Source organism: Pseudoalteromonas sp. SG43-1 (genome assembly GCF_014164415.1).
GTDB classification, from domain to species: domain Bacteria; phylum Pseudomonadota; class Gammaproteobacteria; order Enterobacterales; family Alteromonadaceae; genus Pseudoalteromonas; species Pseudoalteromonas distincta.
This window is the reverse complement of the sequence record NZ_JACJFD010000015.1, coordinates 63,837-79,947: the sequence shown is the minus strand read 5'-3', so window position 1 is coordinate 79,947 and position 16,111 is coordinate 63,837. Positions and strand designations below refer to the sequence as shown.

The window sequence follows — 16,111 nt, the reverse complement described above, 5'->3', positions numbered from 1 at the left end:
AGATAGATTTATTATCCTAAGTTCAGATTAATTACACTTTGTCCCCCGCAGTTGGGGTGCTGTTTAAATGGAGAATTCAATGGCTTTTGATTATGGATCGATTGATCTTGGACTAAAAAACCCCTTCAAACTGGAAGGTAAAGTAACAGCATTAAGAGGACTCATTGAGTCTATAGCAGGTATTAGTTTACTTGTTATTGCTGCGGGCTCTGTGAAAGAAGATACAACCGCGGGTTGGATTTTAATGGTGTTTGGCATGCTTATTTTAGCATTCGGCATTCGCTCACTATCGGCAGGTATTTACGCAACACTTAAATACTTTGTAGGTAGAAACCACCCAACTTCACTTGCTTATAACTACAGTAAATCGCAAGCATCAACCGCTCAAGAAGAACTAAAAGAAGTAGCCTACACAGCGCAATCACTTGAAGAAATGCTGGTTGGTCGTAAAAACAGTACATTTAAAGAGCCTAATGGTTTTTTATCACGCTTACTTCACAGCTTAATCCCTAAGTTATTGTTTCTACCATATCCTATTCGAAATGTTGCCCAGCGATTATTTGGCTCATGGGTAAGCACCTTTGTCGCCCTTATTGCTTATGGCCTTGTTGCATTTGTATCTTTGTCGGGCTTTACCGGTGAAGCTGGGGAATTAGCATTTCCGGTTTATAGTGCAATATTAATGTTTTACGTGCTTTTTTCTTGGCGCTCTACAGGTAAACCTATCTCTCGAAATGCAGAAAAGAATATTGAAGCACTTGGTACTGGTGCGCTTGCTAAAATTATTTCTTTATCTTTTATTTTACCCATCGCTATTGGTCTTTCTATGTCATGGTTGATGAAAGAGCAGCACATTAGTAAACAAGAAATAGATAGCTGGCTTGAGCAACTGCCTAGTCTTCATGCTGGAATATACTTAATTGCAATTATTATATTAGCAACTCTAAGCTGTGCGCTTGCTTTTATCATGATTAAAGCGCGTTTAAATTCAGTTACCCCTTCAGCTGAAGTATCTGAACTACGTGAAAACTGGCAAGAGTCTGTTCATCCAGACGAGATTTTCATAAACCTCGATAACCTAGTAATGGCTAATCGCCGTTATAAAGAAGTACCTAACAGAGTTTACAGAGAATTAGACCCTAAGCTTCAAGAACAAATAGAAGGTAAAGGCGGTTTTAAAGGTGAAATGATCCAAGAGATTCAGCCTAAACTGCACTCAATGGACTTAGGTAAAAACTTTACACTCGCGAGATTACTTGCTTTGGTGAGCGGTAACTTACTTTATATTGTAGCGTTAGCATTTACTGTACTTTTAGCGTATTCGTTTATTAATATTTACCATTACATTGATGCGGCAAATATTAATAGTTTTAAACAGGCATTTAATAACCAACATGTCATTCAATTTAGTGAGCTATTAATGACAAGCTTTCACTTATTGCTAATAGGCGTACTTATTAAAGCATTTGCGCAGTTACTTGCAAACACAGCGCATCTATTTTTTGCAGAAATGCAATTTGAGTCACTGCTTGTGTACTTTAAATGTGAAGGCACTTTTACTGAGTCTAAAATATCAACAGGTACTGGTATTCACGATAGCACCCGCTCAGAAAATACTTTAGTACGCAGTAGCATAACGCCTTGGATTATTGTTTCTCGTGTTATTTCTACTACGTTTGCTGCAACAGGTATGAAAAACCTTGAACATCCTCGCCACATTATGGAAATGCATAAAGACGAAGGACAATTACAAGCAATCAAAAAAGACGTTATTTCATTCTTAAAAGACCGCGAATCTATCGCCTCAATCACCAGTGAGCGTGATTTAGGTAATGCGTCACAAATACATCAACTAAACCAACAAACGCGCGCTATACCTACTCAGCAAGCGATAGCGAAAGATGATGAAGAAGCTGCCGGGTATTTAAGACAAGAAGAAAACTTATCTCCCGAGCCCAAGGGTTAATTAACCTCAAACCTAGATAACTTTTATTAATGCCACCTTGTTAACTTAGGTGGCATTTTTTTTAACCTCTATTCAATACTTTTTAACTTTATTACCTCTTTTGCACTCAACAACATGATTAATATTGGATTAGTTCACAAAGCCCTTGCTTTATGTGCCAAAACACAAATAATGAAAGGATTAATTACAGGGTAAGAATGAGGACAATGAGCTATATACTAACCACCCAATGTGCTGATGATGTAGGCTTAATAGCTAAAATTACAGGGCTTTGCCATAAAAATAATTTAAACATTACGCGTAACAACGAATTTGTAGATAAAGACGCGCAGCGGTTTTTTATGCGTACAGAGCTTACAGGTGAGCCACAAAGCGACTTTTTAGATCAATTACGCGCACTGTTGCCACAAGGCGCTAAACTTGCGCTACATTGCGGCGCAAAAACTAAAGTAGTTTTACTGGCAACTAAAGAAGCTCATTGTTTAGGTGGTATGCTGTTAAAGCAATTTGAACAAACTCTTAATATTGAAGTACTCGCTGTAATTGCTAACTATGCTGATTTAGAGCCGCTAGCTAAAGGGTTTGGTGTGCCATTTCATGTTGTATCGCACGAAGGGTTAACCCGTAGCGAACATGATAAAAAGGTAGGCGATTTAATTGCCAGTTACAATCCTGACATTATTGGTCTTGCTAAATACATGCGTATTTTAAGTCCTGAATTTGTGGGTCGATTTGAAGGTAAAATAATTAATATTCATCACTCATTTTTGCCAGCATTTATAGGGGCTAAACCTTATCATCAAGCATTTGAGCGCGGTGTAAAAATTATTGGTGCTACCGCTCACTTTGTTAATAATGAGCTTGATGAAGGGCCTATTATTTTGCAAGATGTAACCAGCGTTACACATGCTAATACCGCCGAAATGATGGCTAAAATGGGCAAAGATGTTGAAAAAACAGTGTTTTGTAAAGCACTTCAACTTGCCTCAGAGCATAAGCTATTTATTAATGGTAATAAAACCGTGGTGTTTTCTTAGCATTAATCCAACTGCTTAATTATTCTACATATAAAAAATGCCAGCATTGTTGCTGGCATTTTTTTATCATAAATAAGCTAATAACTTTTTAAATGTAAATTATGCCTGCTCTATTGGTTCGAGCTTTAATTTAGCGGCAATTAAAACGGCTTGGGTACGATTGTACACACCGAGTTTTCTAAATATGGCTGTAATGTGTGCTTTTACTGTCGCTTCTGATATGTGTAGTTCATAAGCAATTTGCTTATTAAGTAAACCTTCGTGCAGATATTGCAGCACTCGGTATTGTTGAGGCGTTAATGAGGCAACTTGCGCTGCTATTTCTCTATCTTCACCTTCAATTTCAGCTACTTTGTTTTTTAGCTCTTTTGGTAGCCATGTATCGCCTTCAAGTATTTGGTTAATTGCACTGGCAATATCATCAGACGATGATGATTTAGGAATAAAACCCATAGCGCCGTAACCCATTACTTTAGAAACGATATTCACGTCTTCACTACCCGAAACAACGGCAATAGGTAAGCTTGGGTATTCTTCTCTAATACGAATAAGACCATATAAATCACCATTACCTGGCATGTGAAGGTCTAGCAGTAATATATCAAGATCCTCTTGCTCGCTTAACACTTGCAGTGTGCTGTCAAAATCGGATGATTCAAAAACCTCTAAACCCTCAAATTTTGCGCTCAGTGCGCCCTTTAGTGCTTCACGAAATAACGGATGATCGTCCGCTATTAAAAACTGACTCATGGTTCACTCCTAATAAATTCGGCTGCCAGTTAGGTTTAAAACCTTTACTGACAGCCGATATACTACGTTTAGAATCAACTTGTAATCAAGTTTTTAACGCACATTTAACGATTTAATCTGTTCTCGATTAGTTCATCGACAACTGAAGGATCGGCAAGCGTTGACGTATCACCGAGTTGTTGGTGCTCATTTGCAGCGATTTTACGTAAAATACGACGCATAATCTTGCCTGAACGTGTTTTTGGCAAACCCGGTGACCATTGAATCATATCTGGAGATGCAATTGGGCTGAGCTCTTTACGAACCCAATTACGTACCTCTTTAGTTAATTCATCGCTTACAGTTACACCTTCGTTAGGCGTAATGTAAACATAAATACCTTGGCCTTTAATATCATGCGGGTAACCTACAACAGCAGCTTCTGCTACCGCTTCATGCGCAACTAACGCACTTTCAATTTCGGCAGTACCAAGGCGGTGCCCAGACACATTAAGTACATCGTCCACACGACCTGTGATCCAGTAATAACCATCTTCATCACGACGACAACCATCGCCTGTAAAGTAAACTCCTGGGTAGGCGCTAAAATAAGTTTGTTCAAAACGTTCATGGTCGCCATAAACAGTTCGAGCTTGCGATGGCCAACTATCTAAAATAACTAAATTACCATCTACGGCACCTTCGAGTGTATTACCTTCAGCATCAAATAATGCAGGCGCAATACCAAAAAATGGATGTGTTGCAGAACCTGGTTTTGTATCAGTAGCGCCCGGAAGTGGTGTGATCATAATGCCACCGGTTTCTGTTTGCCACCATGTATCAACAATCGGGCAATTAGATTTACCAATACTCTCGTAATACCATGTCCACGCTTCTGGATTTATTGGCTCACCTACTGAACCTAAAATACGTAAACTATCGCGATGTGACGAAGCTGTAGGCTCATCACCTTTAGCCATTAGTGCTCTAATTGCTGTAGGGGCGGTATATAAAATAGTAACGCCGTGTTTATCAACTACTTCGCCCATACGCCCTGCAGTTGGATAAGTGGGGACACCTTCAAATAAAACCTGAGTACAACCGTTTACTAATGGCCCGTACGCAATGTAACTGTGGCCTGTGATCCAACCTACATCGGCACTACACCAATACACATCATCTTCTTTTAAATCAAATACGTATTCATGTGTCATTGATGAGTAAACTAAGTAGCCACCTGTAGTATGTACAACACCTTTAGGCTGACCAGTAGAACCTGATGTATACAATATAAACAAAGGATCTTCAGCATTCATTGGCTCTGGCTCACACTGTGCTGGTAAGTCAGCAACTAGCTCGTGCCACCATATATCGTGCTCATTCCAATCAACTTCACCGCCTGTTAATTGATGCACAATAACGTGTTCAATTGTGGTTACAGTTTCTTGCGCTACCGCTTCATCTACATTTGCTTTTAATGGAACACAATTTCCTGCTCTGCGTCCCTCATCAGAAGTAATAACAACCTTAGCACCAGAATCTCTAATACGATCAGCAATAGCCGATGGTGAAAAACCACCAAATACAACAGAATGAATAGCACCAATACGTGCACAAGCTTGCATTGCATACACCGCTTGTGGGGTCATTGGCATATAAATAGCTACGCGGTCACCTTTTTGTACACCCAGTTTTTTTAAACCATTGGCAAATTTAGCCACTTCGTCATGAAGTTTTTGATAAGTAATGTTCTCACTTTGAGAAGGATCATCTCCTTCCCAAATAAGCGCAATTTTGTCTGCTTTCGTTTTTAAGTGGCGGTCAATACAGTTGTAAGACGCATTTAAATAGCCATCTTCATACCATTTAATACTGATGTGGCCTTTATCAAAAGAGGTGTTTTTAACTTTAGTGTAAGGAGTAGACCAATCGAGGCGTTTGCCATGCTCACGCCAAAAACTTTCAGGGTCATCAATAGATTGCTTATAAAGCGTATTATATTTATTTTTATCAATGAGAGTCGCATCTTTAATATGCGCAGGAACTGGATAGATACTTTGTGACATCTTCGTCTCCATTTAAATTACTTGCCTTAAGCTTTTATCAAGGATTACTCAGCAGTACTTTATTAAGTATTAGACCTTAGTTGTACTCTACTCCAATTTACTCATTTGTAGTTTATAATCCACCTGCTTTCAATTTTTTTACATAAATAATACAACGCGTTAAATGTAAGTAAATGCAAACTAATCAACTCTAAAACCTTAGTCTTATAGACCAATAGGTAATTGAGTAAATATTGCACATATTCAAAAGTGTTTGTGTACTTTTTAATAAAGATATTTGCGGTATTACTTGCTAAAGCTTTATTTAACGAATGAAAACAATATGTGTATTGAAAAGCCAAATTAACACCCTTTTTTATTCGTAAGTAATACTAGTAGCAAGTAATACAACCTTACATGAAAAAAAAAGCAACAAACAACAAGTAGCCTATAAAGGACACCACAATGAAATTTACCCCATTAAAAACATTAGCAGCAAGCGCTGTATTATGTGCATTATCAAGCACTGCTTATGCAGCGACTGCCGCAAAAATTGGTGATACGGAATTTACTTACGGTGGATACATTAAACTCGACTCTATGTGGAGTGATTATTCAGCGGGTGCGCCTGCAGGCTCAAACGTAGGTCGTGACTTTTACGTACCAAGTACGTTAACAGTTGGCGATGATAACAGCTCAGATGCTGTATTTGATATGCATGCTCGTGAGTCACGTTTTAACTTTGGCACAGCCACTGTTATGGATAACGGTAAAACCGTTAATACTAAAATTGAAATTGACTTTTTGGCCTCGGCTGCTGGCGGTAATGAGCGAGTTTCAAATTCTTACGCCCCGCGTATTCGCCATGCGTTTGTGACTTACGATGGTTGGTTATTTGGTCAAACATGGTCTAACTTCCAAAACGTGGGGGCGCTTGCTGAAACGCTTGATTTTGTAGGCCCTGCTGAGGGCACTGTGTTCGTGCGTCAATCGCAAATTAAATACACCACTGGAGCATGGTCGTTTTCATTAGAAAACCCAGAAAGTACAATTTCTACTACTAGCGGTATGGTAGTAACTGATGATGCATCATTGCCTGACTTTACAGCTCGTTACACACACAAAGCCGATTGGGGTAACATTGTGGTTGCAGCGCTTGCTCGCCAACTTACTTATAAAGTAGGCAGTGTTGATGCAGATGAAACTTCTTTTGGTATTAGTGCATCAGGTAAAATAAACCTTGGTGAAGACAACCTTAAATTTATGCTTACTCAAGGTAAAGGCTTAGGCCGTTACGTAGGCTTAAACGTTGCTCACGGTGCAGTACTTAATGGCGATGAACTAGATGCAATTGATTCGACTTCTGGTTTTGTTGCTTACCAGCACAAGTGGACAAGCCAATGGCGTTCAACTTTCTTATATTCATTCTTCAGTGCTGATAACAACACTGATTTATTAGCTATTTCTGGTGATCCGACTGAATCAAGCCAAAGCTATAGCGCTAACATTCTATACTCACCGGTTAAACGTCTAACTTTTGGTGCTGAGCTAAAGCATGCTGAGCGTGAAACTGAAAGCGGCGTTGATGGCGATTTAGACCGCTTACAGTTTTCTGTTAAATACTCTTTTTAATAGCTAAAAAGCTAACTACTTTAAAAAGCGGCCTAGGCCGCTTTTTTTATAAGCGAGATTGAGTTCTATATAATTCATCAATTCGTACCTAAAATCTTTATATGTGGCGCTAAAATCCAAAAAAATAGAATTATTATTGATAAAAACACCAAACACAATTGCAAATCGATATCATTTAGATTAAGTTACGCACTTCTTTTGAACTAACTGGAAAAACTTATGTCGTCCCCTCAAGTTTTGCGTTTATCTAAACTAAGCTTTGCTACTTCTTTAATTTTATCTGGTTATGCACTTGCTGATGAGGCAAATGTAAAATCTGAACCTCTCGAAAAAATTGCGGTATATGGTCAGCATCATAAAAACTACATTACTGAAGAAGCGCAATCGGCTACCAAACTAGGTTTAACAATTAAAGAAACACCACAATCAATCTCGGTAGTTTCACGCGCATTAATGGACGACTTTTCACTAGACGATATAAACTCAGTACTTGAAAGCACGCCAGGCGTAACAGTAGAGCAAATAGAAACAGATCGTACTTACTTTAAGGCCCGTGGTTTTGAAATTACGAACTTTCAAGTTGATGGCTTAGGGATCCCACAAAGCTCAGGCTCTATTCAAGGCAGTCTTGATACATCAATTTATGACCGTGTAGAGATAGTTCGCGGTGCTAATGGTTTAATGACTGGCGCTGGTAATCCTTCTGCAACTGTAAACATGGTTTTAAAAAAGCCAACTTATACAACACAGGCAAATGCATCAGCATCTTATGGCTCATGGAATAAAAAACGTTTAGATTTAGATGTATCTACGCCAATAAATGAAGCCCACGCTGTACGCGCTGTATTTACAAAGCAAAAAGCTGACTCATATTTAGATCGCTACGAAACAGATAAAACCATTGTTTACTTAGCCTACGAAGGCAAATTAACAGACAACACATTATTAAGCGTTAACTATGTTAACCAACAAAAAGACGCAGATAGCCCGCTGTGGGGTGCACTACCTCTTTATTATACAGACGGAACAGCAACCGATTACGACGAATCAACCAGCACTGCTGCTGACTGGTCTTACTGGGATAACAGTGCTGAGCAAGTATATGTAACACTTGAACAAAACTTATCGGCAACATGGGTAGCTAGAGCACGTTATGCTCACATCGAAAACGAACAAGACTCAGAGTTGTTCTACGTATACGGCACCCCTGATAAAGATACTGAACTTGGTTTAACAGGTTATGCTAGCCGTTATGATTACGAAGATAAGCATGACTTATTTGATTTATATGCCAGTGGTAAGTTTGATTTATTTGGCCAAGAGCACGACCTATCATTTGGTGTTAGCCAAGCTAAAATGGATTACAACGAGCAGTCTCTTTACGATTACACTACAGGCAATGGTTTTCCAGCTATGCCATCACTTAAAACGTGGGATGGTGTAGTACCAGAGGCAACACTTGCTGATGGCTTAGATGGTAGTGATATTACTAACGAGCAAAAATCAGCTTACATATCTACTCGCATTAAATTAAGTGAGCCTTTAAGTGTGCTCGCTGGTGTGCGTTATACCGATTGGAAAACAAAAGGGAGTGCTTACGGTGTTGAACAAACAAGAAGCGACTCTGAAGTTATTCCTTATATTGGCACGGTGTACGACTTTAACGAGTCTCTATCAGCTTATGCAAGCTACACAGAAACATTTGTACCGCAAAAAGAGCTTGATATTAATGCCAACCAATTAGCTCCCGTAATAGGTAAAAGCAGTGAAGTTGGTATAAAAGCACAGTTACTTGATGACCAAATTTTCGTAACTTTTGCTTACTTCGATGCAAAGCAGGAAGGGCTTGCCATAGCTTTACCCGACTCACTACCTAGTGATACGCGTTATTATGCAGCAGATGGTATTAACAGCAACGGCTTTGAAGTTGAACTAAGTGGTCGAATAACAGATGATTTAAGCGCAAGTGTAAGTTTTAGTAACCTAACTATTGATGGTGATGATTTAGTTAAAGATTACACACCTGAAAATCAACTTAAAGTGGCCGCAACCTACCAAGTACCTTTAGTTGATGGTTTATCATTTGGTGCAAACTATCGCTGGCAGGATTCAACTAGCCGAGTTCAAGTCGAAGATACAAATGGTATTGCAAGCGTCACTACTCACCAAGATGCATACGGGTTACTTGATTTAATGGCCACTTACGAAATTACAGATAACGTAGGAGTCACTTTCAACGTAAATAACACCACCGGTGAAAAATATTTGCACAGCCTGTACTGGGCACAAGGTTACTACGGTGCACCTCGTAACTACGCCCTATCTGTAAACTGGCAATTATAAATATATTTGATTAATTAAAGACTCTAGATTTTTTTAATTCAATAGAAAAAAACGACACATTTTTAATGTGTCGTTTTTATTTTATCTAACCTGATGTAAGTTTTTAATAACAAAAAAGCGCTAATCATTACTGATTAGCGCTTTTCAAAGCTCGGGTCAAATCAAGCTTAAAAACTCATTTGGGTGCAGTTTAAAGATCTGGATCGTCGCCTAACTTATCTTCACCGTCTTCAGGTTCAATAGTTGCTTTTAGTAAAAGCATTTCGCGTAACTTACCTTCGATCTCATCTGCAATTTCTGGGTTTTCTTTCAAAAACTTAATTGAGTTAGATTTACCTTGGCCAACCTTGTTGCCACTGTAACTGTACCAAGCACCTGCTTTTTCAACAATTTTATGCTTAACACCTAAATCAATTAACTCGCCTTGCTTAGAAATACCTTCGCCATACATGATGATAAATTCAGCTTGTTTAAATGGCGGCGCTACTTTGTTTTTAACAATTTTAACGCGGGTTTCGTTACCAACAACTTCATCACCTTCTTTCACCGAACCAATACGACGAATATCAATACGTACCGATGCGTAAAACTTAAGTGCATTACCACCCGTTGTTGTTTCTGGGTTACCAAACATAACACCAATTTTCATACGGATTTGGTTAATGAAAATACATAACGTGTTAGAGCGTTTAATATTACCAGTAAGCTTACGTAATGCTTGTGACATTAAACGTGCTTGCAAGCCCATGTGCGAGTCGCCCATGTCGCCTTCAATCTCAGCTTTTGGTGTAAGTGCAGCAACCGAGTCAATAATAACAACGTCTACTGCGCTTGAACGTACTAACATGTCACAAATTTCTAGTGCTTGCTCACCTGTATCAGGTTGAGATACAAAAAGATCATCAATATTTACACCTAGTTTTTGTGCATATACAGGATCAAGAGCATGCTCAGCATCAATAAAGGCACATGTTTTACCTTCTTTTTGAGCTTCTGCGATAACTTGTAAAGTAAGCGTTGTTTTACCAGATGACTCAGGACCATACACTTCAACAATACGTCCCATAGGTAAGCCACCTATGCCTAAGGCAATATCAATACCTAGTGAACCTGTAGATACAGATTCAATGTTTAACGCTTTGTTGTCACCCAATTTCATAATTGAGCCTTTACCAAATTGACGTTCAATTTGTGATAGTGCTGCGTCTAACGCTTTTTGTTTGTTATCGTTCATTTTGTTCTCCAATCCAGCTAATGCGAACAAGTATACTGTATGAAATCACAGTATCAAGCTAATTTTTTCATTTTATCTCATCTATTACACTTTTTAATGCAAATACAATAGCTTGCAGTCTTACTTGAGCCCTATCACCAGTAAATATTTGTTTAAAGGTCAGTACTTTGTCATCAATTTGTATGCCAAACCATACAAGTCCAACAGGTTTACCTTCTGTCGCCCCGCCAGGCCCTGCAATGCCCGATACAGCTATAGATATATTAGCGTTTGTTGCTTTAATAGCACCTACTGCCATTTCATGGACTGTTTGCTCGCTCACAGCACCGTATTGATTTAATGTACTAGCACTAACATTGAGCAAATCTTGCTTTGCTTGGTTACTATAAGTGACAAATGCACGGTCGATATAAGCTGAGCTTCCAGGTGTATCGGTAAGCGCATAACTCACTCCGCCACCAGTACATGACTCAGCAGTAGTGATCCATAAGCATTTATCCGTTAAAATAGCGCCTAATTGCGCAGCAAGTGTTTTAATCTCTTGATGTAATTCCATATTCAGCCTTTGGGTAAATACATGTCGTTTGATCTTTATGCACCACACACTATAAAACAACAAACCCCTATGATGCAGCAGTATCTAAAAATAAAATCAGAGCATCGCGATATTTTATTGTTTTATCGTATGGGCGATTTTTACGAACTTTTTTTTGATGACGCTAAACGCGCCGCTCAATTACTCGATATTTCGCAAACTCATCGTGGTAAAGCTGGCGGCGATCCTATCCCTATGGCGGGCGTACCCTACCATGCGGTAGAAAACTACTTAGCACGTCTAGTCCAAATGGGTGAATCAGTCGCTATCTGCGAACAAGTGGGAGACCCTGCAACCAGTAAAGGCCCTGTTGATCGTAAAGTAGTGCGTATAGTTACACCCGGTACAATTTCTGATGAAGCGCTTTTACAAGAACGACAAGACAATCTCCTTACCAGCGTTTGGCAAAGTAAAAAAGGCTTATACGGGATTGCTTATTTAGACATTAACTCTGGTCGTTTTAATATTGTCGAGGTAAATACCGACGAAGCCTTTAGCTCAACTATTCAGCGCCTATCACCAGCCGAACTTCTGTATAGCGAAAGCTTTGAAAACGTTCATATAATTGAACATATAAAAGGCGCTCGCCGTCGCCCAGAGTGGGAGTTCGACTTAGATACGGCTCAGCATTTATTATGCGATCAGTTTGGTACTAAAGATTTAGTTGGCTTTGGTGTTGATAAAGCCCATAGCGCACTTGTTGCTGCAGGTTGCCTAATGCAATACGTAAAAGATACACAACGTATTGCACTGCCGCATATTCGTGCAATTACGCTTGAGCACAACGAACACGCTGTTATTTTAGATGCCGCTACCCGTAAAAATTTAGAATTAACTGTTAATTTATCGGGCGGGTTTGAAAATACACTTGCTCAAGTACTTGATAAAACAGCCACACCTATGGGTTCTCGCTTACTTAAGCGCCGTATTCATACACCAATTCGTAATAAAGACGAGCTAAATTCACGTTTAAATGCCATTAGCGCTATTTTAGATGCGCAGCTTTGCGGTGAATTACACGAATCATTAAAAGAGATTGGTGATGTAGAGCGTGTTATTGCACGCCTAGCTTTATGTACTGCACGCCCGCGTGATTTAACTCGCCTGCGCAGTGCGCTACAAGCACTTGCACCACTGCATACTTTGTTAGCTGACGCTAACGATCCTCGTATAGCAGGTATCATCAAGCACTCGCCTGAACTCCCTGATTTACAAGCGTTATTAGAACGAGCTGTGATAGAAAACCCACCGGTACTTATTCGTGACGGTGGTGTTATTGCTCCAGGTTACAATAGTGAACTTGATGAGTGGCGTAACTTAAGCAAAGGTGCCACTGATGTCCTTGAGCAATTAGAACTGCGAGAGCGCGAACGTACGGGCATTAGTACGCTTAAAATTGGTTATAACCGCGTACATGGCTTTTTTATTGAAGTAAGTAGAGCTAATGCGCACTTAGTGCCAGCCGACTACATTCGTCGCCAAACGCTTAAAAATAACGAACGCTACATTATTCCAGAGCTTAAAGAGCACGAGGATAAAGTACTCGGTAGCCAATCAAAAGCTCTCGCGCTTGAAAAACAACTATACGAGGAGCTGTTTAGATTTATTGCTCCACATATTGAGCAGTTGCAAATGATGGCAGCAGCATTGGCCGATTTAGACGTTTTAAACAATTTAGCTGAGCGTGCATTCGCACTCAATTATGCAAAACCAGAATTGTGCGATAACGACAATATAAGCATTAAGCAAGGTCGTCACCCTGTTGTTGAACAAGTAATGAAAGAACCGTTTATTGCTAACCCTGTTGAATTAAACAGCCAACGTAAAATGCTAATTATTACCGGTCCAAACATGGGCGGTAAATCAACCTATATGCGCCAAACGGCACTTATTGTTTTAATGGCTCACATTGGCAGTTATGTACCCGCTGACAGCGCTAAAATTGGTAATATCGACCGCATATTTACACGTATTGGTGCAAGCGATGATTTAGCATCAGGGCGTTCAACCTTCATGGTAGAAATGACCGAAACAGCAACGATTTTAAATAATGCAACTGCGCAGTCTTTAGTATTAATGGATGAGATTGGTCGCGGTACAAGTACTTACGATGGACTCTCTCTTGCGTATGCAACAGCCGATCATTTAGCATCAAAAATATCTGCTAAAACATTGTTTGCTACGCACTACTTTGAATTAACAGAACTTGCTGAGCAAACTACGGGCCTTGTAAACGTACACCTTGATGCAATAGAGCATAATGACACGATTGCGTTTATGCATACAGTTCTCGACGGTGCAGCAAGCAAAAGCTTTGGTTTACAAGTAGCAGCTCTTGCAGGTGTGCCAAAAGCTGTGATTGCACAAGCAAAGCAAAAACTTAAGTTGCTTGAAAATCATCAAAGCGTTACTGCACCAAATACAGAGCAACAAGCCTTTACTTTTAATAACGAAATTGCACAAAGTACACCTTCTGAAGTTGAAGAGCAGTTAAGCGCAATCGACCCTGATAATTTATCGCCACGCCAAGCGCACGATTTGTTATATAAACTAAAAGCATTGCTGTAATTTATATCACCTAATTTACAAGCATAAAAAAAGCCGAAGAATAAACTCTTCGGCTTTTTAACACACATAGTCTCTTAAACTATTTAACTAGTTACGAAAACTGATTAAACAAGCTATCTGTACTTAAACCTTCTTGTTGCAAAATGTCTTTTAGACGACGTAATGCCTCTACCTGAATTTGTCTTACTCGCTCACGTGTTAAGCCTATTTCACGACCTACATCTTCAAGTGTAGATGGCTCATAGCCAAGCAGTCCAAATCGACGTGCTAACACTTCACGTTGTTTAGGGTTTAATTCACCTAACCAATCAACAATATGTTTATTAATATCATTATTTTGTACTTCGCCTTCAGGACCAGCACTTTTTTCATCAGGAATGATATCAAGTAGTACACTGTCGTTTTCACCACCAATAGGCATGTCTACTGATGCAATTCTTTCGTTTAAACGTAGCATTTTAGTAACGTCTTCAACGGGTCTATCTAGGCAAGCTGCAATTTCGTCAGCTGTTGGCTCATGGTCAAGCTTTTGAGTTAACTCACGCGCTGTACGTAAATAAACATTAAGCTCTTTAACTACATGAATAGGTAAGCGAATGGTACGCGTTTGGTTCATAATGGCACGTTCAATTGTTTGACGTATCCACCATGTAGCGTAAGTAGAGAATCTAAATCCACGCTCAGGGTCAAATTTTTCAACTGCGCGAATTAAGCCTAAGTTACCCTCTTCAATTAAATCAAGTAGAGCAAGGCCGCGATTATTGTAACGACGTGCTATTTTAACAACCAAACGTAAGTTACTTTCAATCATACGTTTACGTGAGGCTTCACACCCTCGAAGTGATTTGCGAGAAAAAAACACTTCTTCTTCAGCACTAAGCAAAGGAGAAAAACCAATTTCGCCTAAATAAAGTTGAGTTGCGTCAAGATTTTTAGTTACTTCTTCTTTAGCAAAGATTTCATCGTCGTCTACTTTATCTAGTAGAGCTGTGCTTTCATCAACATCGATGTCATCGAACTTTTCGTCAGTCGTAGTATGTTTGTCAAGTTTTGCTGCGCTAGCCATAAGCCTTCTCCCGAGCAATTATCAATACCTAAAAATTAGGGTAGGTATTTAGCAGGATTGACAGCTTGCCCTCGGTAGCGGATTTCAAAGCGAAGCGCGGTGACCGGAGATTCTGAATTACCAATTTCTGCTATTTTTTGTCCTGCCTTAACTTTCTGCTTTTCTTTAACAAGTAATTTCGAGTTATGTGCATAAGCACTTAGGTAATCATCATTATGTTTCAATATGATTAAACTACCATAACCTCGAAGGGCGTTACCCGCGTATACCACTGTTCCTTGTGCCGCAGCTAAGACTGAAGCCCCTTTGCGATTAGTAATCTGTAAACCTTTATAACCGTTTTCCTTATTAGAAAAGCGTTTGGTAATTTTGCCCTGTGCAGGCCAAAACCACTTAACTTTACTGCTCGACAAACGTTTAGTATTACTAATTTTGTTACTGGCTTGTTTCTGAACATACTCTCGTTGTTTTGGGGGATCAAGCTCTTTCTTTAAAATTTTGTTATTTTTTTGTAATTTTTTTATAGACTTTTTACTCGAATTCGTATAATTTCCATCCCTTTTTGTTTTTTCGGGCTTAGGGAGTAAGGAGATGTTTTGCCCAGGGAAAATTGTGTAAGGTGATGGAATTGAATTGTTTTTTGCCAACTCCCTAAAGTCTTGCCCAGCACTAAAGGCAATAGAGTAGAGCGTATCTCCTTTTTGTACTTTATAGCTAGCCCCATTAATGTTAACAGTATGACCTAAATCATTAACATTATTATTTAAGCTACTAACAGGTGCAGGAACATGGCGAGAAGAGCAACCAAAGAGAAAAATACTAATAAATATAGTTATATACAGTAAACACTGTTTATTCATTGTATTTTTCCCCTAAATTAGAAAATTGATATTTTT

General features: G+C 39.2%; 11 protein-coding genes. 5 read left to right on the top strand and 6 right to left on the bottom strand.

Annotated elements, in window-relative coordinates; translation table 11 throughout:
• Positions 1 to 79 precede the first annotated feature (79 nt).
• Complete coding sequence (locus tag H5159_RS11915) at positions 80 to 1,966, top strand: hypothetical protein (RefSeq protein WP_182780334.1); 1,887 nt, start codon at positions 80 to 82, stop codon at positions 1,964 to 1,966.
• Positions 1,967 to 2,172: 206 nt separating this feature from the next.
• Positions 2,173 to 3,003 carry a formyltetrahydrofolate deformylase gene (gene purU / locus H5159_RS11910; protein ID WP_024597310.1) on the top strand — a complete coding sequence of 277 codons (831 nt, stop codon included), beginning with the start codon at positions 2,173 to 2,175 and terminating at the stop codon, positions 3,001 to 3,003.
• Between the two features lie 99 nt (positions 3,004 to 3,102).
• On the opposite strand, the gene H5159_RS11905 is transcribed toward purU, so the two are convergent.
• Positions 3,103 to 3,753, bottom strand: a complete 651-nt coding sequence (locus H5159_RS11905; RefSeq protein ID WP_002958948.1) for a response regulator transcription factor — start codon at positions 3,751 to 3,753, stop codon at positions 3,103 to 3,105.
• A 104-nt stretch (positions 3,754 to 3,857) separates the two neighbouring features.
• Positions 3,858 to 5,798 (bottom strand): acetate--CoA ligase, encoded by a 1,941-nt coding sequence (acs, locus tag H5159_RS11900; protein ID WP_024597311.1) that lies wholly within the window; start codon positions 5,796 to 5,798, stop codon positions 3,858 to 3,860.
• A 444-nt stretch (positions 5,799 to 6,242) separates the two neighbouring features.
• On the opposite strand from acs, the gene H5159_RS11895 reads away from it, so the two are divergent.
• Both H5159_RS11895 and H5159_RS11890 read left to right on the top strand, forming a co-directional pair.
• Entirely contained in the window at positions 6,243 to 7,409 is a 1,167-nt protein-coding gene (locus H5159_RS11895; RefSeq protein WP_024600614.1) for a DcaP family trimeric outer membrane transporter, read from the top strand.
• 219 nt (positions 7,410 to 7,628) lie between these two features.
• Entirely contained in the window at positions 7,629 to 9,752 is a 2,124-nt protein-coding gene (locus tag H5159_RS11890; RefSeq protein WP_182780333.1) for a TonB-dependent siderophore receptor, read from the top strand.
• A 190-nt stretch (positions 9,753 to 9,942) separates the two neighbouring features.
• On the opposite strand, the gene recA is transcribed toward H5159_RS11890, so the two are convergent.
• Positions 9,943 to 10,986 carry a recombinase RecA gene (recA, locus tag H5159_RS11885; RefSeq protein ID WP_002958952.1) on the bottom strand — a complete coding sequence of 348 codons (1,044 nt, stop codon included), beginning with the start codon at positions 10,984 to 10,986 and terminating at the stop codon, positions 9,943 to 9,945.
• Positions 10,987 to 11,053: 67 nt separating this feature from the next.
• Positions 11,054 to 11,542 carry a CinA family protein gene (locus H5159_RS11880; RefSeq protein ID WP_024597314.1) on the bottom strand — a complete coding sequence of 163 codons (489 nt, stop codon included), beginning with the start codon at positions 11,540 to 11,542 and terminating at the stop codon, positions 11,054 to 11,056.
• 21 nt (positions 11,543 to 11,563) lie between these two features.
• On the opposite strand from H5159_RS11880, the gene mutS reads away from it, so the two are divergent.
• Positions 11,564 to 14,149: a DNA mismatch repair protein MutS gene (gene mutS / locus H5159_RS11875; protein WP_182780332.1), complete on the top strand. Its 2,586-nt coding sequence runs from the start codon at positions 11,564 to 11,566 to the stop codon at positions 14,147 to 14,149.
• A gap of 91 nt (positions 14,150 to 14,240) precedes the next feature.
• Here mutS and rpoS read toward each other — a convergent pair whose 3' ends face one another.
• Positions 14,241 to 15,215, bottom strand: coding sequence for an RNA polymerase sigma factor RpoS (rpoS, locus tag H5159_RS11870; RefSeq protein WP_002958955.1), 975 nt, complete (start codon positions 15,213 to 15,215; stop codon positions 14,241 to 14,243).
• Between the two features lie 35 nt (positions 15,216 to 15,250).
• Positions 15,251 to 16,075: a peptidoglycan DD-metalloendopeptidase family protein gene (locus tag H5159_RS11865; protein ID WP_182780331.1), complete on the bottom strand. Its 825-nt coding sequence runs from the start codon at positions 16,073 to 16,075 to the stop codon at positions 15,251 to 15,253.
• Between the last annotated feature and the right edge of the window lie 36 nt (positions 16,076 to 16,111).

What these genes read in the sequence shown, in the direction of transcription:
- H5159_RS11915 (WP_182780334.1), top strand. Translation starts at nt 80, where the DNA reads ATGGCTTTTGATTATGGATCGATTGATCTTGGACTAAAAAACCCCTTC.
- purU (WP_024597310.1), top strand. Translation starts at nt 2,173, where the DNA reads ATGAGCTATATACTAACCACCCAATGTGCTGATGATGTAGGCTTAATA.
- H5159_RS11905 (WP_002958948.1), bottom strand. Translation starts at nt 3,753, where the DNA reads ATGAGTCAGTTTTTAATAGCGGACGATCATCCGTTATTTCGTGAAGCA.
- acs (WP_024597311.1), bottom strand. Translation starts at nt 5,798, where the DNA reads ATGTCACAAAGTATCTATCCAGTTCCTGCGCATATTAAAGATGCGACT.
- H5159_RS11895 (WP_024600614.1), top strand. Translation starts at nt 6,243, where the DNA reads ATGAAATTTACCCCATTAAAAACATTAGCAGCAAGCGCTGTATTATGT.
- H5159_RS11890 (WP_182780333.1), top strand. Translation starts at nt 7,629, where the DNA reads ATGTCGTCCCCTCAAGTTTTGCGTTTATCTAAACTAAGCTTTGCTACT.
- recA (WP_002958952.1), bottom strand. Translation starts at nt 10,986, where the DNA reads ATGAACGATAACAAACAAAAAGCGTTAGACGCAGCACTATCACAAATT.
- H5159_RS11880 (WP_024597314.1), bottom strand. Translation starts at nt 11,542, where the DNA reads ATGGAATTACATCAAGAGATTAAAACACTTGCTGCGCAATTAGGCGCT.
- mutS (WP_182780332.1), top strand. Translation starts at nt 11,564, where the DNA reads ATGTCGTTTGATCTTTATGCACCACACACTATAAAACAACAAACCCCT.
- rpoS (WP_002958955.1), bottom strand. Translation starts at nt 15,215, where the DNA reads ATGGCTAGCGCAGCAAAACTTGACAAACATACTACGACTGACGAAAAG.
- H5159_RS11865 (WP_182780331.1), bottom strand. Translation starts at nt 16,075, where the DNA reads ATGAATAAACAGTGTTTACTGTATATAACTATATTTATTAGTATTTTT.